Here is a 14,723-nt window from a genome sequence, read left to right on the forward strand (position 1 = left end):
CCTGTGTCAACAACTCAAACATCCATCGCTCAAAATGGCTTGTGCGTAAGTCCTACTTAAATTCGCTCCAAAGGTTGCATGGCTTCCAAAACAGACAATTTTCGGATACATAGCCACACTTCTCGTAGAAGCCTGTTGCAGTTGCATGGGCAACAGTAACAACTGTGATATTGTCCTCTCCACCAACCGCCTCTCGGATACGAACTAACAATTCACTGCCGATGCCTTGCTTTGCATAAGCCCGATCAACACCAAGGTCTGTGACGAAAAGGAAGTAGGCAAAATCACTCACGCCAAACGCAATTCCAATGAGCGTCCCTTTATCATTCCTGGCAGTAATAGCGATCGATCGCCTAGCCAGAAGCCTTTCTATTCTCTCTTCAAAGTGCTCTTGAGGATATTGACTCCCAAGATCACTCCTTTTCAAGAAGTCATAATACTCCTCAAAAGATAAACTCTCGTTCTCCCGGTATTCAATCATCTCTATCACTCAACAACACGCAAAGCGTCTCTATTACCAACCTGGGTTGCCGTAACCTGGAAGCAGACAAGCTCAAAATTCTTTGCTTACCCATGCTTGTTCAAAGCCTAACAATTCAACACGACCATACTGTTGTTAAAAGCCCGAAGGAATCTGCTTAAACATCTGTAATGATTGGTGCGTCTCGTACTTTCACCAAAGCGGTTACGCACTGCGGTAAGGTGGAGAGAGTGATTTTTGAAGCTCGTTTCAAGCCCTGAATTATGTCGCCTACTGCAACGCCTACTGCTACTCGCACGATTCGGATTGGTTCTCGCAAAAGCCAGCTTGCACTGGTACAAACCCATTGGGTGCAGGCGCAATTGCAAAAAGCCTTTCCCGATCGCACCTTTGAAGTCCACACCATGAGCACTCAGGGTGACAAGATTTTGGACGTGGCGCTGGCAAAGATTGGCGATAAAGGTCTGTTTACCAAAGAACTCGAAGTTGGCATGATCAGCGGTGACATTGATTTTGCCGTGCATTCCCTCAAAGATTTGCCGACTCGCTTACCAGAAGGGTTAGTCTTGGGCTGCGTCACGGAGCGCGAAAATCCGGCTGATGCGCTGGTGGTGCATGAACAGCATCAAGACAAGCAGCTTGGCACGTTGCCACAGGGTGCGGTTATTGGCACCTCCTCTCTTCGTCGTTTGGCCCAACTGCGGCATCATTACCCCCACCTCAGCTTTAAGGATGTGCGGGGTAACTTAAATACTCGACTGGCAAAGCTGGATGCAGGCGAGTATGATGCGCTGATTCTTGCAGCAGCAGGATTGCAGCGGCTCGGCATGGCTGATCGCATTCATCAGGTCATTCCAGCAGAGGTGTCGCTACATGCGGTGGGTCAGGGTGCGCTGGGCATTGAGTGCCGGGGTGATGATACCGAAGTGCTGTCGCTACTGAAGGCGCTGGAGCATGAGCCAACCGCATACCGCTGCTATGCAGAGCGATCGTTCCTGCGCGAGCTAGAAGGCGGTTGTCAGGTGCCCATTGGTGTGAACACATTGCTAGACGGCGATCGATTGACCCTCGCTGGCATCGTGATCAGCCTGGATGGGCAAAAAGTGGCGAAAGATAGCGTGAGTGGACTGACTACTGAAGCAGACGCGATCGGCGCAGAACTCGCTCAACGCTTGCGTGAACAGGGTGCCCAGGAGATTTTGGACGAAATTTTGGCAACGGTGCAACGGGGATGAGTGGAAGTTGTTAGCGTTTAGTTGTTAGTTTTTAGAAGGTTTAGAGGGGCAACCGATTGCTGGCTTGACGCTCTTGCTTCGACGATCGGGGAATGGGTAGAACAAGAATTGCAACATTAAGCATGACTGCTTTGCTGCCAGTTACCTCTGTCTAACAACTAAAAACCAACAACTAACAACTATAAGGCTGGGCTACATGCTGGGAACCCTGCTCAACGGACGCTTTAGAATTGTTCAGGCTTTGGGTAGCGGCGGGTTTGGGCAGACATATATTGCTGAAGATGTGTCGCAGCCCGATTATCCTCAGTGCGTCATCAAGCAATTTCGACCTGCGTATCAGGAGCAGGAGTTCTTGCAAGTTGCCCGTCGTCTGTTTGCAACCGAAGTTGAAACGTTACGAAAACTGGGAAGCCACGACCAAATTCCCACACTCATAGCGGATTTTGAAGAAAGCAACGAATTTTATCTGGCGCAAGAATACGTTGAAGGACTGCCGTTCAGTAGTGAAATCGCCTCAGCTCAGCGGCTTGATGAAGCGATCGTCCTTGATCTGCTGCGCGATGTGCTCAATATTCTGGCGTTTGTGCATCAAAACAGCGTCATTCATCGAGATATTAAGCCTGCCAACATCATTCGGCGGCAGCGAGATGGCAGGTTTGTGCTGATTGACTTTGGCGCAGTCAAGGCAATGCAAACGCAGATGACAGGCATCGTGCTAGCACAGAGCGATCTTACGGTGGGTATTGGTACGCATGGCTATGGGCCTAGCGAACAGATGATGGGCAAGCCGCGCTACAACAGTGATTTGTATGCACTGGGGATGACCGCGATTCATACGCTGACTGGGATACAGCCCTTTCAACTGCCCACCCACCCAGACACAGGCGAACTAATTTGGCGAGATCAGGCGCGGGTTAGTTCTGGTTTGGCAGGCATCCTGACGAAAATGACTCGCTATCACTTCAGCCAGCGCTATCAAACGGCAGACGCTGTACTGTACGCGCTGGAGCATCCCACCGAAATTGTAGCGGATGATACGCAGTTGCCGCTGACACTGCCAGAGTATCCGCCGACAGCAGCGCTAGACCGTGCCCTCGATCGCGCCAGCCTGCCTCAAACCGCCCGGCTACCGCTGACCTACTGGCAATCAGCTTCCAACGCTGTCTTGGGAGCTAATCCTAAGCCAAAGGGGATGCGATTGGCAGCGCTCTCTATTGGCATTGCCAGCGTTGCAATCACTGGTTTGATCTGGGGAATGCGTCAATTGGGTTGGCTGCAACCGCTCGAATTAGCGGCCTACGATCGCCTGGTGCAGCTCAGCCCCGATCCGGGCATCGACTCCCGCCTTTTGATTGTAGGCATCACAGAAGCCGATATCACCGCACAAAAGCAGTTTCCGATCGCTGATCGACCTCTGGCGCAAGCGATTCAAGCTCTACAGGGCTACAAACCTAGAGCGATCGGGTTGGATCTGCTGCGAAATCTTCCTCAGCAGCCCGGTCGAGCCGAGTTTTTAGCAGCACTCAAGGCACCAAACGTCATCACCATTACGAACCTGGGGAGTGCTAATCCACCAACAACCCCTGCGCCTGCAGAGGTTCCCTTTAATCGCGTTGGGTTTAATGATTTAGTGCTCGATCCGGGCGACATTGTGCGACGCAATTTACTTTTTGCCGATAGCGCCACCGCAACCAGTAAGACCCCTGTCACCTTCTACTCGTTCTCCTTGCGCTTGGCGCTGGCATATCTTGCACCTCAAAGGATTGGTCTTCAGGCACGTTCTGGTAATCCTGACAGTTTCCAGCTTGGTAAAGTGCAGTTTAGTCCGCTAGAGAACTATGCAGGAGGGTATCAGGCGATCGATGCGCGAGGCTATCAAATCTTACTCAAATATCGGGGACGAACGATCGCGCGGCAGGTGAGCTTGAGCGATGTTTTGAACGGCAACGTGGAGTCTGACTGGGTGAAGGATAAAGTTGTCCTTATTGGCACTACAGCTCCCAGCGGCAAAGACTTTTTTTCCACCCCGTATAGTTCTACCAGCGAAGATACGCCCCGGATGGCTGGGGTCTTCATCCACGCTCAAATAGTGAGCCAGTTTTTGAGTGCGGCCTTAGACGGTCAGCCCTTACTTTGGGTGTGGCCTGAGTGGGTAGAAGCACTGTGGATTAGCGTCTGGGCAGTCATTGGTAGTCTTTTGGCCTGGTACATCCGCCAGCCGCTAGTGCTAGTGCTGAGTGGGAGTGTGCTCTTGCTTAGCCTTGCAGTCATCAGCTTTAGCGTATTTCTGCAACAGGGCTGGCTACCGTTTATACCACCTGCTTTTGCAGCAACAGCAGCAGGGGCAATGGTGGTTGCCTATCGTGCTTACTGGTCATCACGATCAGACAACTTTGGGCGATCGTAGCAGTGCCGTTCAAGACACAAAAACATCAGACGAGCATTCAGCCACCCGCTTTAATAGTAGGGCTGCATGCTGACCGCTGACTGCTGACCGCTGACTGCTGAAAGCCGATACTCATAGCGATCGCCACAGTACAAGTTTTTACAGCCGCTTAGATTCTTTGGGCTTGCACACGAAGCGCCACAGAGGATGGCTCCGTCCCTGCTGCCGAATCCGCTGCACTTGTCGTTCTAAGCGTTGGCGATCGAGTTGCGATAGGCCAAAGATGGCATCATGGCTTTGTCGAAGTAGAACAGCAACGGTAAATCCGATGCAAACTGCTAGCCCGATGGCCGGAAAGCGGTTAAAGATCAGCCCATAGCGGACGGCAACCCACGTAAAGTAGTCTAAAAGCAGCGAAATGGGGTAGCGCAAAGCCCACAGACTGAGTGCGCCGATCGTGAGCCACAGCAAAACAACGACGCACCAGCGACCATAGATGGTCAGACGGTAAAGCCGCTTTACTTCCTGCTGCAAGGTGGTTACAGAATTGCCGCTCGTCTGGAGCGATCGTGGCTCCTCAGGCTGGTTCATATGGGGCGACTGGCTCAAGCATCATCTGACCTGGCAGAGAGATCGTCCACGTTACGATCGTCGGCGGCAAGATCCACCATTGCGGGTGTGGGAGGCAGCGCCTCGGCCCGTTCGCGCCAGAGGGCTAAGAGGGTACTGGCAATAAAGATGCTGGAATAAGCGCCCATCGTGAAGCCGATAATCAGCGCCAGAGCGAAGTTTTTTAAGGTTTCGCCACCAAACAGAAAGATGGCAAACAAGGTGAGCAAGACAGTGACGGTTGTGTTGATCGAACGGGTCAACGTCTGGTTGACGGCTGCATCCACAATGTCATCAATCGGTCGATCGGGTTGTGCAGCTCGTGTCTCACGAATGCGATCGTAAATAACGACGGTATCGTTCACCGAAAACCCGACGATCGTCAACAGCGCCACGATAAAGAGGCTATCGACCTCTGTGCCTATGGTCAATCCCAAAATGGCAAAAATGCCCACCGTAATCAAAACATCGTGAAACAGGGCAAGGATGGCAAAAATGGCGTAGTCCAACTGAAACCGAAAGCTTAGATAGACCGTAATCAGGGCAAACGACACCAACAGCGCCAACATGCCAGACGCAAACAACTGCTGACCAATGACTGGTCCCACCGTATCAATCTGATTTTTAGCCGGATCAAAGGCTCCAATTTTGCTGCCAAGCGCATCCAGAAGCTTCACCCGTTCCTCTGGATTCAGTGGTTTCGTGCGAATCGAGAGCGCCCGTTGTTCCTGCCCTAAAAGCTGAATGCTGCTGTCACCCAAACCCTCAGCATTCATGACCTCGCGCACGGCGGCAATGTCGATCGGCTTGTCACAGGCATTCGGCTTTGAGCAATCCAGTTCCACCTGAAGTCGCGTCCCACCAATAAAATCCAGACTGGGTCGCAACGGCGAACCAAACTTTTGCCAGGAGAGCAGCATCGCCAGAATGCCAGCAATGATCATCACCGACGAAAGCGTCCACCACAGTTTGCGTTGCCGAATAATTTGCAGTTTCATGGGGTCGCCTCCGCTTGAGATTGCGTCGTGGGCAGCTTCGGGCAATAGAACTCAAGCTTTCGTAATCCCTGAATGCTTTGAATGTAAAACAATAAGGTACGGGTGCAGGTCAAAGAGGTAAACAGGCTCAATAGCACCCCCAGCGCCAGGGTGAGGGCAAACCCTTTAACCAACCCTGCCCCTAGCCAAAACAGTGCTGCACATGAGATTAGTGTGGTCACATGTCCATCCAGAATGCTGGGAAACGCACGGTAAAAGCCAGCTTCGATCGATCGATAGAGCGTCTTTCCAGAACGGAGTTCTTCTCGCGTCCGTTCAAAAATCAGCACATTGGCATCCACTGCCATTCCAATACTGAGAATAAACCCCGCAATACCGGGGAGAGTCAGAGTTACTCCCAACAGATTAAACGCGGCATAGGTGAGCACGGCATAAATGAGCAAGGCAATATCAGCAATAAGTCCTGGTAGCCGATAGTACACTACCATAAAGACCAGCACGAGAAACAACCCGCCAATGCCTGCATAGATACTGCTTTGAACACTATCTCGACCTAGCGTTGCGCCTACTGTACGGTTCTCAACGACTTCTACGGGCACTGGTAAGGCACCCCCGCGCAACTGTACAGCGATATCAGTGGCTCGTTCAGCCGTAAAGTTGCCCTCAATAACGGCTCCACCGCCTGTAATGCCTGTTTGAGCGTACTGGACATCAACGGTATAAGCAAAGTCAGCACTAATCGGAGCGTCATCTAAGAAGATGCCCAAGGTGCGGCCCGTACCCGCAATACTTTTTGTCAACTCAGCAAACAGTTCACCGCCACGCTGATCAAACTTCAACCCAACGTGCCAGTTATTGCTAGCACCTGCTGGTTCAGGATAAGCGTCTTTGAGGTTTTTACCTGTCAGTTCCGTTTTCTCAAACAGACTTGTGATGGCCTCGTTGGTAGCTTTCAGTTCTGCTTGATTCTTGGCGATCGCAGCCTGATCTTGAGTCTTCCTCAGTTGTGCCTGACGATCCAGCTTCTCGCGCAGGTTTTGCTTTTCGATTTGCAACTGGGTTTCGGAGCCAGGTTTCTGCTTGCGAAAGTCTAGCTGAGCGGTGCCACCCAGAACGCGTTCTGCCTGCTCTGGATCGTTAACACCGGGCAGTTGCACCAGAATTTGATCTTTGCCAACAGTCTGCACCAATGGTTCTGAAACCCCCAGCCCGTTGACCCGCCCTTCAATGACTTTGCGAACGGCTTCGAGTTCCCGCTCGGTAATCTGTTGAATCTCCTGAGTCGTCTTCACCTGAATCGTAAGCTGTGAGCCGCCCTGAAGATCCAAGCCCAGGCGCGCTGGCACTTTGACAATCACCACAATAGCGGCGATGACCAGCACTAAAATCAAGCCTAAAAGCGATCGCTGTCTTCCCATACTGTGACCCCTGTAACAAACGCTATGATAGCGCTTTAAAGAATTTGAATTTTGCCTTGTGCGGGTCAACTTTGCCTAGTGAGGGGCGATTGTGTCTGATTAAACGCCTCTTTAGCCAAACGCTCCTCATTAAACTCCCTTGATGCGCTCAATTTAGAAGAGCGTAAACGATCGCGCTGCAATGAGCGTGCCCAAGCGACTCTAAGACTCTCACTAATGAGGCAGGCCGAATAGCCTTGTATAAAGTCAGGTGGTTCCAGTATGCCAGAAAGCAGCCGCGTAACTCACTCCACGCTTGTGGTTGAGAGGCACTCAACCAATAAAAAAGGGAGCTAAATGCTCCCTCTAAACAATCCAATACTTAATTGGAAAAAACGCTTATGCCTGCCCTCTCGGTAAATGAGCCATTGGGTTAACGGCTCCCTGTCCGGGCAGATGCACCTCAAAGTGAGAGTGCGGACCAGTACTGTAGCCAGTGCTTCCCATTTCAGCAATCTGCTGGCCTTGAGTTACTTGTTGCCCCTCGCGAACGATGAGACGGCTATTGTGTGCATAGAGGGTAACGCTACCATCTGGGTGCTGGATTTCAACCAAGTTGCCATAACCACCAGAGTTCCAGCCTGCCGTAATGATCACCCCCGCTGCCGCTGCAAACACAGGTGTGCCAACAGGTGCAGCAATATCGATACCTTTGTGCATCCGGCCCCAGCGCCAACCATAAGGAGAAGTCAAAACTCCCTTAGCAGGCCAGATGTAGCCGTTAAACTTACCTGAATTACCCGGCAAATACGCATCAACCGAGCCAAGAGGCGGCAAATCTGGAGACACCATTTTGCCCACGGGTGAGGAAATCAACGGCTCATAATTTTGAGAGCCGATCGATGCCGTTGCCACAAGCTGAGGTGTTTCTGGAGTAGCTACAGGTGCTAAATCGGCTTGCGCTGCCTGCATTTCAGCGTGCTTATTCTGCTGACGGCTGGCCTGCAACTGACGAATTTGAGCCTGAAGTGCTTTTGTATATGGAGTTAGCTGTGGTGCTGCGTTTGCTTCGTTTGATAGCGTGGCAGCGTTGGCTGGTGCCGCAACATTGAGAGGGACAGCCGCAACCTTGGTACCTTGTACAGTAGCGACCTGAATCAGACCTGAGGAACCCTGATACTTCTCTCGAAGCTTCACAATCTCAAGCCTGAGATTTTCAACGTAGTTGCTTTGTATACCCGAAGTTGATTGGTCTACCTGTGCTGGCTGCTTGCCGACGAAAGAGGCTGTTGCAACTTCAGTGCTACCACCCATCGCCGTGGGTGCTACTGACGAGTGGGTAAGTGAAACAGTTGGAACCAACTCAGCCGATGGCACTGTATTCGATTGAGTTGACACAACAGAGACCCCAGAAGCCTTACCAACGCTTGGTTCGGCGTTAACGGTCGTTGGACGCGATGTCACCGCTTGAGAGCGATCGACTGCAAGACGGGCACTTCCTGCTCGTGGCAGCGTCATTTGATCTGGCTTCGCAGATGCAATGATCACAGGGGCCTCAGCCGATGGCGTTAGCGATGCTTCACCCACGTCTTGAGGAATGACCAACACCTGGTTAACGCGCAAGACATTAGGGTCTTTCAGAGCATTGGCGGTCGTCAACTGCTTCAGAGAAACGTGATGGGCGTTTGCGATCGCCTCTAACGTGTCTCCAGTCACAACCGTATATGAAGGAGACAGAGGGTCACCAGTTGCCGCTGCCGTTTCCGGTGCTGCTTGAAAATTGGTCTCTGCGCGATCGTTCTGTTGAGTGTCTTTTAGTTGAGTGCCTTTTAACTGTGTAAGACCTTGTTGGAGTCGATCTTGCTTCTGTCTTAAAGCGTCGAGCACCTCATTATATGGAACTTGGGCAACCGTTTTCTGATTGGCGTCGATTGCCTTAGCACCACTGACCAGACCGTAGTATTCAGGTCTGTTGCCAGCAGCTTCAGCAGCTTCTGCGATGACAGAAACCTGTTTCGTGGTTGAAATCTTCAACACTTGCCCAACGTGCAGCACCGCATTCGTAGAAATGCCATTATCTAGTGCTACTTTCGCTGCATCCACCCCGTAAAATTGAGCAAGCTGCCAAAGCGTCTGGCCTTCTTGCACGGTGTGTTCAACAGTTTCTGCGGAAAAAGAATTTTGAGTTTGTTCAACATTGTGAGGCACAGTTGCAACATCAAACTCTTGAGGAACTACATTTGCAGCTGGCTCACCAGTAACTGGCTCTGCGGCAACTGCTTCATCGCTCTGGTTAGGCAGGGGGAGACCGTATGCCCCCACTGAAATTGCCAAGCCGATCACAGCGGCAGAAGTACGAACCAGACGATTGACCTCCAATGGAGTCTGCCTGCTTTGACTCTCCATCACACCCTCTTCAACCTCACAGGAAGGAACAGGCTTAACCTTCTGCGGAAATGTTCGTTCCAAAAAACGACCTCCTAAAATGTCCAGCGTTTAACTGTCCTTGAGTCACATCAGCTTGCCATCTGCCAATGATAGAAATCACGTCGAAAGGCGATCCAGATCACTAGCGGCAAACACTTAGGCAAGATTACCCTGCTTTCTCAATTTAGACAAGTTAACATAACCCCAAAAATCTACAATCCGTGTTCAAAAAACCTTTAATCGCCTTTTGTGAATCCGGCTATCGTGTGCTTGCACTCTTGTTGCTAGCCTCTTCTCAAGTGCATTGATTCAGATCTTGGAAGAATAAAGGTTCTTCCGATTCGCTGACATGCATTTGGGATTGTAACCGTCTAGCGCCATTTTTGAGAAGGTGGGAAAACCCCTTCCAGTCAACTCTACGACTACATACCAGACGAGTGTTAGACCACGATCGCTTACCGTTTCTGAGATCACGTTACGTTGAGAATTGGCCCTCAACAACCGTGAAATTGTGTACGTTATCACAATTAGTAACTCCCGCTTTATTAGCTGCTATGTCAGACAGACTGCTTTAAGCTTGCGAGAAGGCATCAGTTGTACTGCCAAGTGGGGATCAATCGCAACGATAAGAATTGAACGATCTGATATCGGTTTGCCATTGGAACTTATAGAAATTTCTTATTACATTCGCTCACTATTCGTGCTGCGTAGAACAACCCTTTCTCGATCTTTATCGCTTTGTAGAGACGAATGTAGCTGAATGATCGAAACGCAGTCGGGCTATATTTAGTTCATTCTTAAATAGCTGTATGCGCATTAAGTGTTTTGCGTTGTCTGAGGGCAAGGCTTAGTTGCTGGTCACAATCATCTCGGCCAGCACTCAATAGACCTCTAAAGACAGGGCTGTTTAGCCACACATGGCGCGTGAAGACGTGTATATGCTTGTGCAGTTAAGGTTTGTTTTGGCGGTCAAAACAAGGTGCATACTCACTGGAGTTGTTTACTAAGAGAGACCCAATTGTCGCTGTGCCTCAAAGAGGCCGACGGCTGCACTCACCGATAAGTTGAGGCTGCGGACATGCTGGCTTGCCATTGGAATATGGACGGTTTCGTCACAGGCGGTGAGCACATCAGCAGGCAGGCCTTGAGTTTCACTGCCAAACAGAAGCCAATCTGAGGATTGGAAGGCAAAATGAGTATAGCTACAGCGTCCAGAAGTGCTAAAGCCAATACGACGCCCTCCCTGGTGATGTTGTAGCGCTTGAAAGGCTTCGATCGATGGGTGATAGTGCAGGTTGACATGCGGCCAGTAGTCTAGACCGGCACGCTTCAAGTGGCGATCACTAATTTCAAAGCCTAACGGCCCCACTAAGTGTAGTTCGGTATTGGTTGCAGCGCAGGTACGAGCGATGTTGCCTGTGTTTGGCGGGATCTGAGGATGAACTAAGACGACTTTGAGCATGTGTTCGAGTAGCCAGCGTTGCTGTTTAAAGCGCTGTTAGCAGGGTAAAAAAAGGTACGACTGATAGCTTTTCTTAATCAATCAGCCATACCGTAAGGCTGGTAAAGATTTTGTTCTCAATCTGGCACCGTCCGCAGGGGGAGATCTCGCAAAATTATGTTATCGCTTGCAGACAGCCCACCTGTGTAGACGATCGACCGAGGCAGTCCAGTGGTTTAGCCCTAATGCGTTGCGTTTGTGCAAGCGTTCTTCTCCAAGCCTTCTGACAAGTCGAATACAGCGTAGGCTACTGATCGCTTGCTGTTCAGCCCCTTTAAGGGCAGCGAAAGCTAAATAGGCTAAACAGCAAGTACAACCCCGCCCGCTGTCTGACGCTAGGCGACTAGTGGCTCGCAAAGGTTGTCTTGCAGCGTAAGTTCGTAGGCAGCGGCGGCTTGAATGGCATGCTGCATGATCGGTTGGATCGCTAATCCCTGCTCATGAAGTTTGAGCCACTGTTGGGCTTCATTGCCTTCTCGCAGGATTTTTTTCAGCGGTAGAAGGAAGCAGCTAAAGCCCTCCCGTTTAGCGATCGGCCAGACATCCTGATAGAGCTGCTCAATCCAGTCTCTTGCCACAATCGTGCTGCCATCCTTCCAATGCTGTAGAGGTGCTTCTAAGCTACGGTGGGCTGCTGCAATTTCATTGGCGTCTGCGAGAGCTGCCAGAGCTTGCGATCGAGTTTCAGAAGGCAGTTGGCTGCTAAGCAGTGGATCGAGCGTTGGGTCGTCGATAAGTTGTATCAGGCGCGCTTCGAGGAGTGCTGTGATGGCTAGTAACGCGACTGGATCAATCACTAAATCGCAAATGCGCAGTTCCAACCGATTGAGATTGTAGGGGCGACGATCGCCGTTTGGTCTCACAGACGACCAGAGGTGACGCACATTTTGCATAGTGCCTGCTGCCAATTGCTGCTCAGTCCATCGAATAAAGTGGGCGTGACTTTCAAAAAGCGGCACTTGAGCTGGCGTTTTAGGAAAAAGCCCCCAGCGAGTCGAGTGGTAGCCTGTGGCGTTGCCCCCCAAGAACGGAGATGATGCGCTCAGCGCTAGGTAGAGCGGTGCTTCGACTCGAACGAGGCGGCAAGCTCGCATGAGAACGTCAGGGTCACTGATGCCGACATTAATATGGATACTGGCCGTGACGACGCTGGTGCCATAGGTTTGCTCGATATAGCTGTGGTAGGGATTACCCGGATCGGAGCGCCAAAAGCGATCAACGGAGCCTAGAGAAAGCGTGCTGCCTGGTATAAGGGTGTAATTTCCCAGTTGTTGCAGGTAGGTTCGTAGGTGCAAGCGGGGACGTACTAAATCACACAGTAGCCGCTCATAGCGGTAGCACGGGGGGGTGGTGTATTCGACGTTGCGGCTATCGGGTTCACGAACGAAGCCATCCAGGGCTGCGACAATTTTGTCAGAAAGCCCAACGATGTCTCCTTCAGGGGTGCTGGTGTAGATCTCAACCTCAAATCCTTTTGATAGCAGCATGAGTCCTCCCTGATTTGAGCAGCCTTCTTTCAGTATCGAGGAAAAGGTCAACAATGCATCCACTGAAAGTCGTGTGACGTATCAGACAAATTTTATGCGACACGGCAATTGCGGTTAGTAGGTGGTAGACGTTCGAGCGTAGAAAATTTCCTTTAAAGCTAATCAAAAAGTTTTAGAGGTTTGTACAACTTTGTCGCTCACCCACGCGATCGCCGCGTGATCCCGTTCCAGTAGAAGGTTCAGTTCTCTCTGCGGGTTCTTGCCTGGTACTTTAGCGCCCCTCGAAATTCAATCTGTTATCTCCTATACAGAATTAACCTTCCCAGAATTGGTGCAATCACTCCTAAGAGTTAATCCCTCTAAAGGGGTATTCGCGCTTCCATCACCTGCCCCGCATGGATAGCAGTCCGAAAATTGCCACTGAGGTCTTCTGTCCTCTAGTGGCTTGAGTAATGCAAGCAACGCTCAAGCCGTTTTCTAGCCATTGTGCTGATCTTGCTTGCCATCGGTGAGTTGCCTACCGTTTCTATTGACGTTTTCGCAAGGATTTTTGGGTCAAAATGTCTAAATTAATGCTTCATAAAAGGTCGAAGCACAAGCGTCGGCGTTTTTCCGGCTCTTTCGCTCGCTCAGTTTCTTCAATCTGGCGGAGTCTTGTTTCGCTGGCGATCGGCGAACCAGATGAACGAAGCAAAAAAACGCTGCGCCGATTGGTGACAGTGCTTGGGCTATCGTTACTCGCGATCGTGGTGTTCAGTCTGCTCACAGGATCACTCGTTGATCCAGCGGTTGCTCAGGACGCGGCTGCACCTGCACCACCGAAACTCGATACGGGTGACACTGCGTGGATGCTGACGTCTTCAGCTTTGGTGTTGTTCATGACACCCGGTCTGGCGTTTTTCTACGGTGGACTCGTGCGATCGCGTAACGTCCTCAACACCATGATGATGAGCCTGGTAGCAATGGGGATTGTGGGCGTAACCTGGATTCTCTGGGGCTATAGCCTAGCCTTTGATGTCACACTGGCTCAGGGGCAAACGTTTGCGCAAGGGATTCAACAGTTTATTGGTGGGCTGGGCTGGTTAGGGTTAAATGGAGTGGCCTTTGATGCTGCTGACCCCATTGGTTATGCCCCAACCATTCCCCACCAGGTGTTTATGGTTTACCAGATGATGTTTGCCATCATCACAGTAGCGCTGGTGTCGGGGTCGATCGTAGAGCGGATCTCGTTTAAGGCCTTCTTCTGGTTTATCGTGCTCTGGTCTACCTTTATTTACTCGCCCCTCGCTCACATGGTCTGGGGTCGAGGTTTTCTAGGCGGAATGGGTGCCTTGGACTTTGCAGGTGGAACGGTTGTACACATCAGTTCGGGGGTTTCGGCTCTGGTAGCTGCTTGGGTGCTAGGGCCGCGCAAAGACTGGATGGCTAAGCCAGTCATTCCTCACAACGTGCCGTTTGTTCTGCTGGGGGTTGGTATTCTGTGGTTTGGCTGGTTTGGCTTCAATGCAGGTAGTGCGTTGGGTGCGGGAAGCCTAGCAACTGTCGCGTTTGTAGCTACAACCGTGTCTACATCGGCAGCCGGGTTAACGTGGCTGATTGCCGAGTGGTTGCTGAAGGGCAAGCCAACAGCGGTTGGTATCGGCAGCGGCTTTGTTGCTGGTTTGGTTGGCATTACTCCCGCTGCGGGCTTTGTAACTCCACTGGCTGCCATTGCTATTGGGGCCTTGACCGCTCTTGCCTGCTTCTTCGCCGTTAATTTGAAGGCAAAGCTGCAATTTGACGACTCTTTAGATACCTTCCCCGTTCATGGTGTGGGTGGCGCGGCTGGTGCACTTTTGACTGGCTTTTTTGCAACTAAAGCCGTTAATGCGGCTGGCAACAACGGTGTTTTCTACGGCAACCCCGGTCAAATCGTCACCCAGATCATTGCGGTGTTGATTGCCGCTGCGATCGCCGCGATCGGCACCTTCGTGATTCTCAAAGTGCTTGGCCTGTTCATGGAACTTCGCGTCAAGCCTGAAGTGGAAGATGAAGGGCTGGACATCTACGAACACGGCGAAGGTGCGTATGGCGAAGAGTTTGCGGGCGAGGTTGCGTTTGCAAAACAAGCTGAATAGAGACGCCCGGAAAAACCTGAATAAAGACGCTTGAAAAACCTGAAATTGCCACTACAATCTGACTCAAATCATCTTAAATCTGAGC

10 protein-coding genes are annotated in these 14,723 nt (G+C 51.2%); 3 read left to right on the forward strand and 7 right to left on the reverse strand.

The features are described 5' to 3' along the window. Positions 1-52: 52 nt before the first annotated feature. Complete coding sequence (locus AC5JLP_RS11600; protein ID WP_496068097.1) at positions 53-481, reverse strand: GNAT family N-acetyltransferase; 429 nt, start codon at positions 479-481, stop codon at positions 53-55. Between the two features lie 263 nt (positions 482-744). Between AC5JLP_RS11600 and hemC the strand changes: the two genes are divergently transcribed. Further along, entirely contained in the window at positions 745-1,716 is a 972-nt protein-coding gene (gene hemC, locus AC5JLP_RS11605) for a hydroxymethylbilane synthase (RefSeq protein ID WP_496068098.1), read from the forward strand. 196 nt (positions 1,717-1,912) lie between these two features. Beyond that, positions 1,913-4,123 carry a CHASE2 domain-containing protein gene (locus tag AC5JLP_RS11610; RefSeq protein ID WP_496068099.1) on the forward strand — a complete coding sequence of 737 codons (2,211 nt, stop codon included), beginning with the start codon at positions 1,913-1,915 and terminating at the stop codon, positions 4,121-4,123. Between the two features lie 138 nt (positions 4,124-4,261). Here the strand turns inward: AC5JLP_RS11610 and AC5JLP_RS11615 are convergent, their stop codons facing one another. The 6 genes from AC5JLP_RS11615 to gshA all read right to left on the reverse strand — a co-directional run bounded on the left by AC5JLP_RS11615 (position 4,262) and on the right by gshA (position 12,521). After that, on the reverse strand, positions 4,262-4,693 hold the full coding sequence (locus tag AC5JLP_RS11615) for a hypothetical protein (RefSeq protein ID WP_496068100.1): 432 nt from the start codon (positions 4,691-4,693) through the stop codon (positions 4,262-4,264). A gap of 14 nt (positions 4,694-4,707) precedes the next feature. Then, a complete protein-coding gene (secF, locus tag AC5JLP_RS11620; protein ID WP_496068101.1) occupies positions 4,708-5,709 on the reverse strand; it encodes a protein translocase subunit SecF in 1,002 nt (333 codons plus the stop codon). Then, a complete protein-coding gene (gene secD, locus AC5JLP_RS11625; RefSeq protein WP_496068102.1) occupies positions 5,706-7,127 on the reverse strand; it encodes a protein translocase subunit SecD in 1,422 nt (473 codons plus the stop codon). Before secD ends, secF begins: the two co-directional genes overlap by 4 nt. A 378-nt stretch (positions 7,128-7,505) precedes the next feature. After that, on the reverse strand, positions 7,506-9,575 hold the full coding sequence (locus AC5JLP_RS11630; RefSeq protein ID WP_496068103.1) for a peptidoglycan DD-metalloendopeptidase family protein: 2,070 nt from the start codon (positions 9,573-9,575) through the stop codon (positions 7,506-7,508). Between the two features lie 961 nt (positions 9,576-10,536). Then, positions 10,537-10,995, reverse strand: a complete 459-nt coding sequence (locus AC5JLP_RS11635) for a tRNA (cytidine(34)-2'-O)-methyltransferase (RefSeq protein ID WP_496068104.1) — start codon at positions 10,993-10,995, stop codon at positions 10,537-10,539. Positions 10,996-11,369: 374 nt separating this feature from the next. Further along, entirely contained in the window at positions 11,370-12,521 is a 1,152-nt protein-coding gene (gshA, locus tag AC5JLP_RS11640) for a glutamate--cysteine ligase (protein WP_496068105.1), read from the reverse strand. Between the two features lie 560 nt (positions 12,522-13,081). On the opposite strand from gshA, the gene AC5JLP_RS11645 reads away from it, so the two are divergent. Continuing rightward, a complete protein-coding gene (locus tag AC5JLP_RS11645) occupies positions 13,082-14,638 on the forward strand; it encodes an ammonium transporter (protein WP_496068106.1) in 1,557 nt (518 codons plus the stop codon). Positions 14,639-14,723 lie beyond the last annotated feature (85 nt).

Source organism: Stenomitos rutilans (genome assembly GCF_059505485.1).

Excerpts from the sequence above, each read along its gene's own strand:
- AC5JLP_RS11600 (WP_496068097.1), bottom strand. The coding sequence starts at position 481 with ATGATTGAATACCGGGAGAACGAGAGTTTATCTTTTGAGGAGTATTAT.
- hemC (WP_496068098.1), top strand. The coding sequence starts at position 745 with ATGTCGCCTACTGCAACGCCTACTGCTACTCGCACGATTCGGATTGGT.
- AC5JLP_RS11610 (WP_496068099.1), top strand. The coding sequence starts at position 1,913 with ATGCTGGGAACCCTGCTCAACGGACGCTTTAGAATTGTTCAGGCTTTG.
- AC5JLP_RS11615 (WP_496068100.1), bottom strand. The coding sequence starts at position 4,693 with ATGAACCAGCCTGAGGAGCCACGATCGCTCCAGACGAGCGGCAATTCT.
- secF (WP_496068101.1), bottom strand. The coding sequence starts at position 5,709 with ATGAAACTGCAAATTATTCGGCAACGCAAACTGTGGTGGACGCTTTCG.
- secD (WP_496068102.1), bottom strand. The coding sequence starts at position 7,127 with ATGGGAAGACAGCGATCGCTTTTAGGCTTGATTTTAGTGCTGGTCATC.
- AC5JLP_RS11635 (WP_496068104.1), bottom strand. The coding sequence starts at position 10,995 with ATGCTCAAAGTCGTCTTAGTTCATCCTCAGATCCCGCCAAACACAGGC.
- gshA (WP_496068105.1), bottom strand. The coding sequence starts at position 12,521 with ATGCTGCTATCAAAAGGATTTGAGGTTGAGATCTACACCAGCACCCCT.
- AC5JLP_RS11645 (WP_496068106.1), top strand. The coding sequence starts at position 13,082 with ATGTCTAAATTAATGCTTCATAAAAGGTCGAAGCACAAGCGTCGGCGT.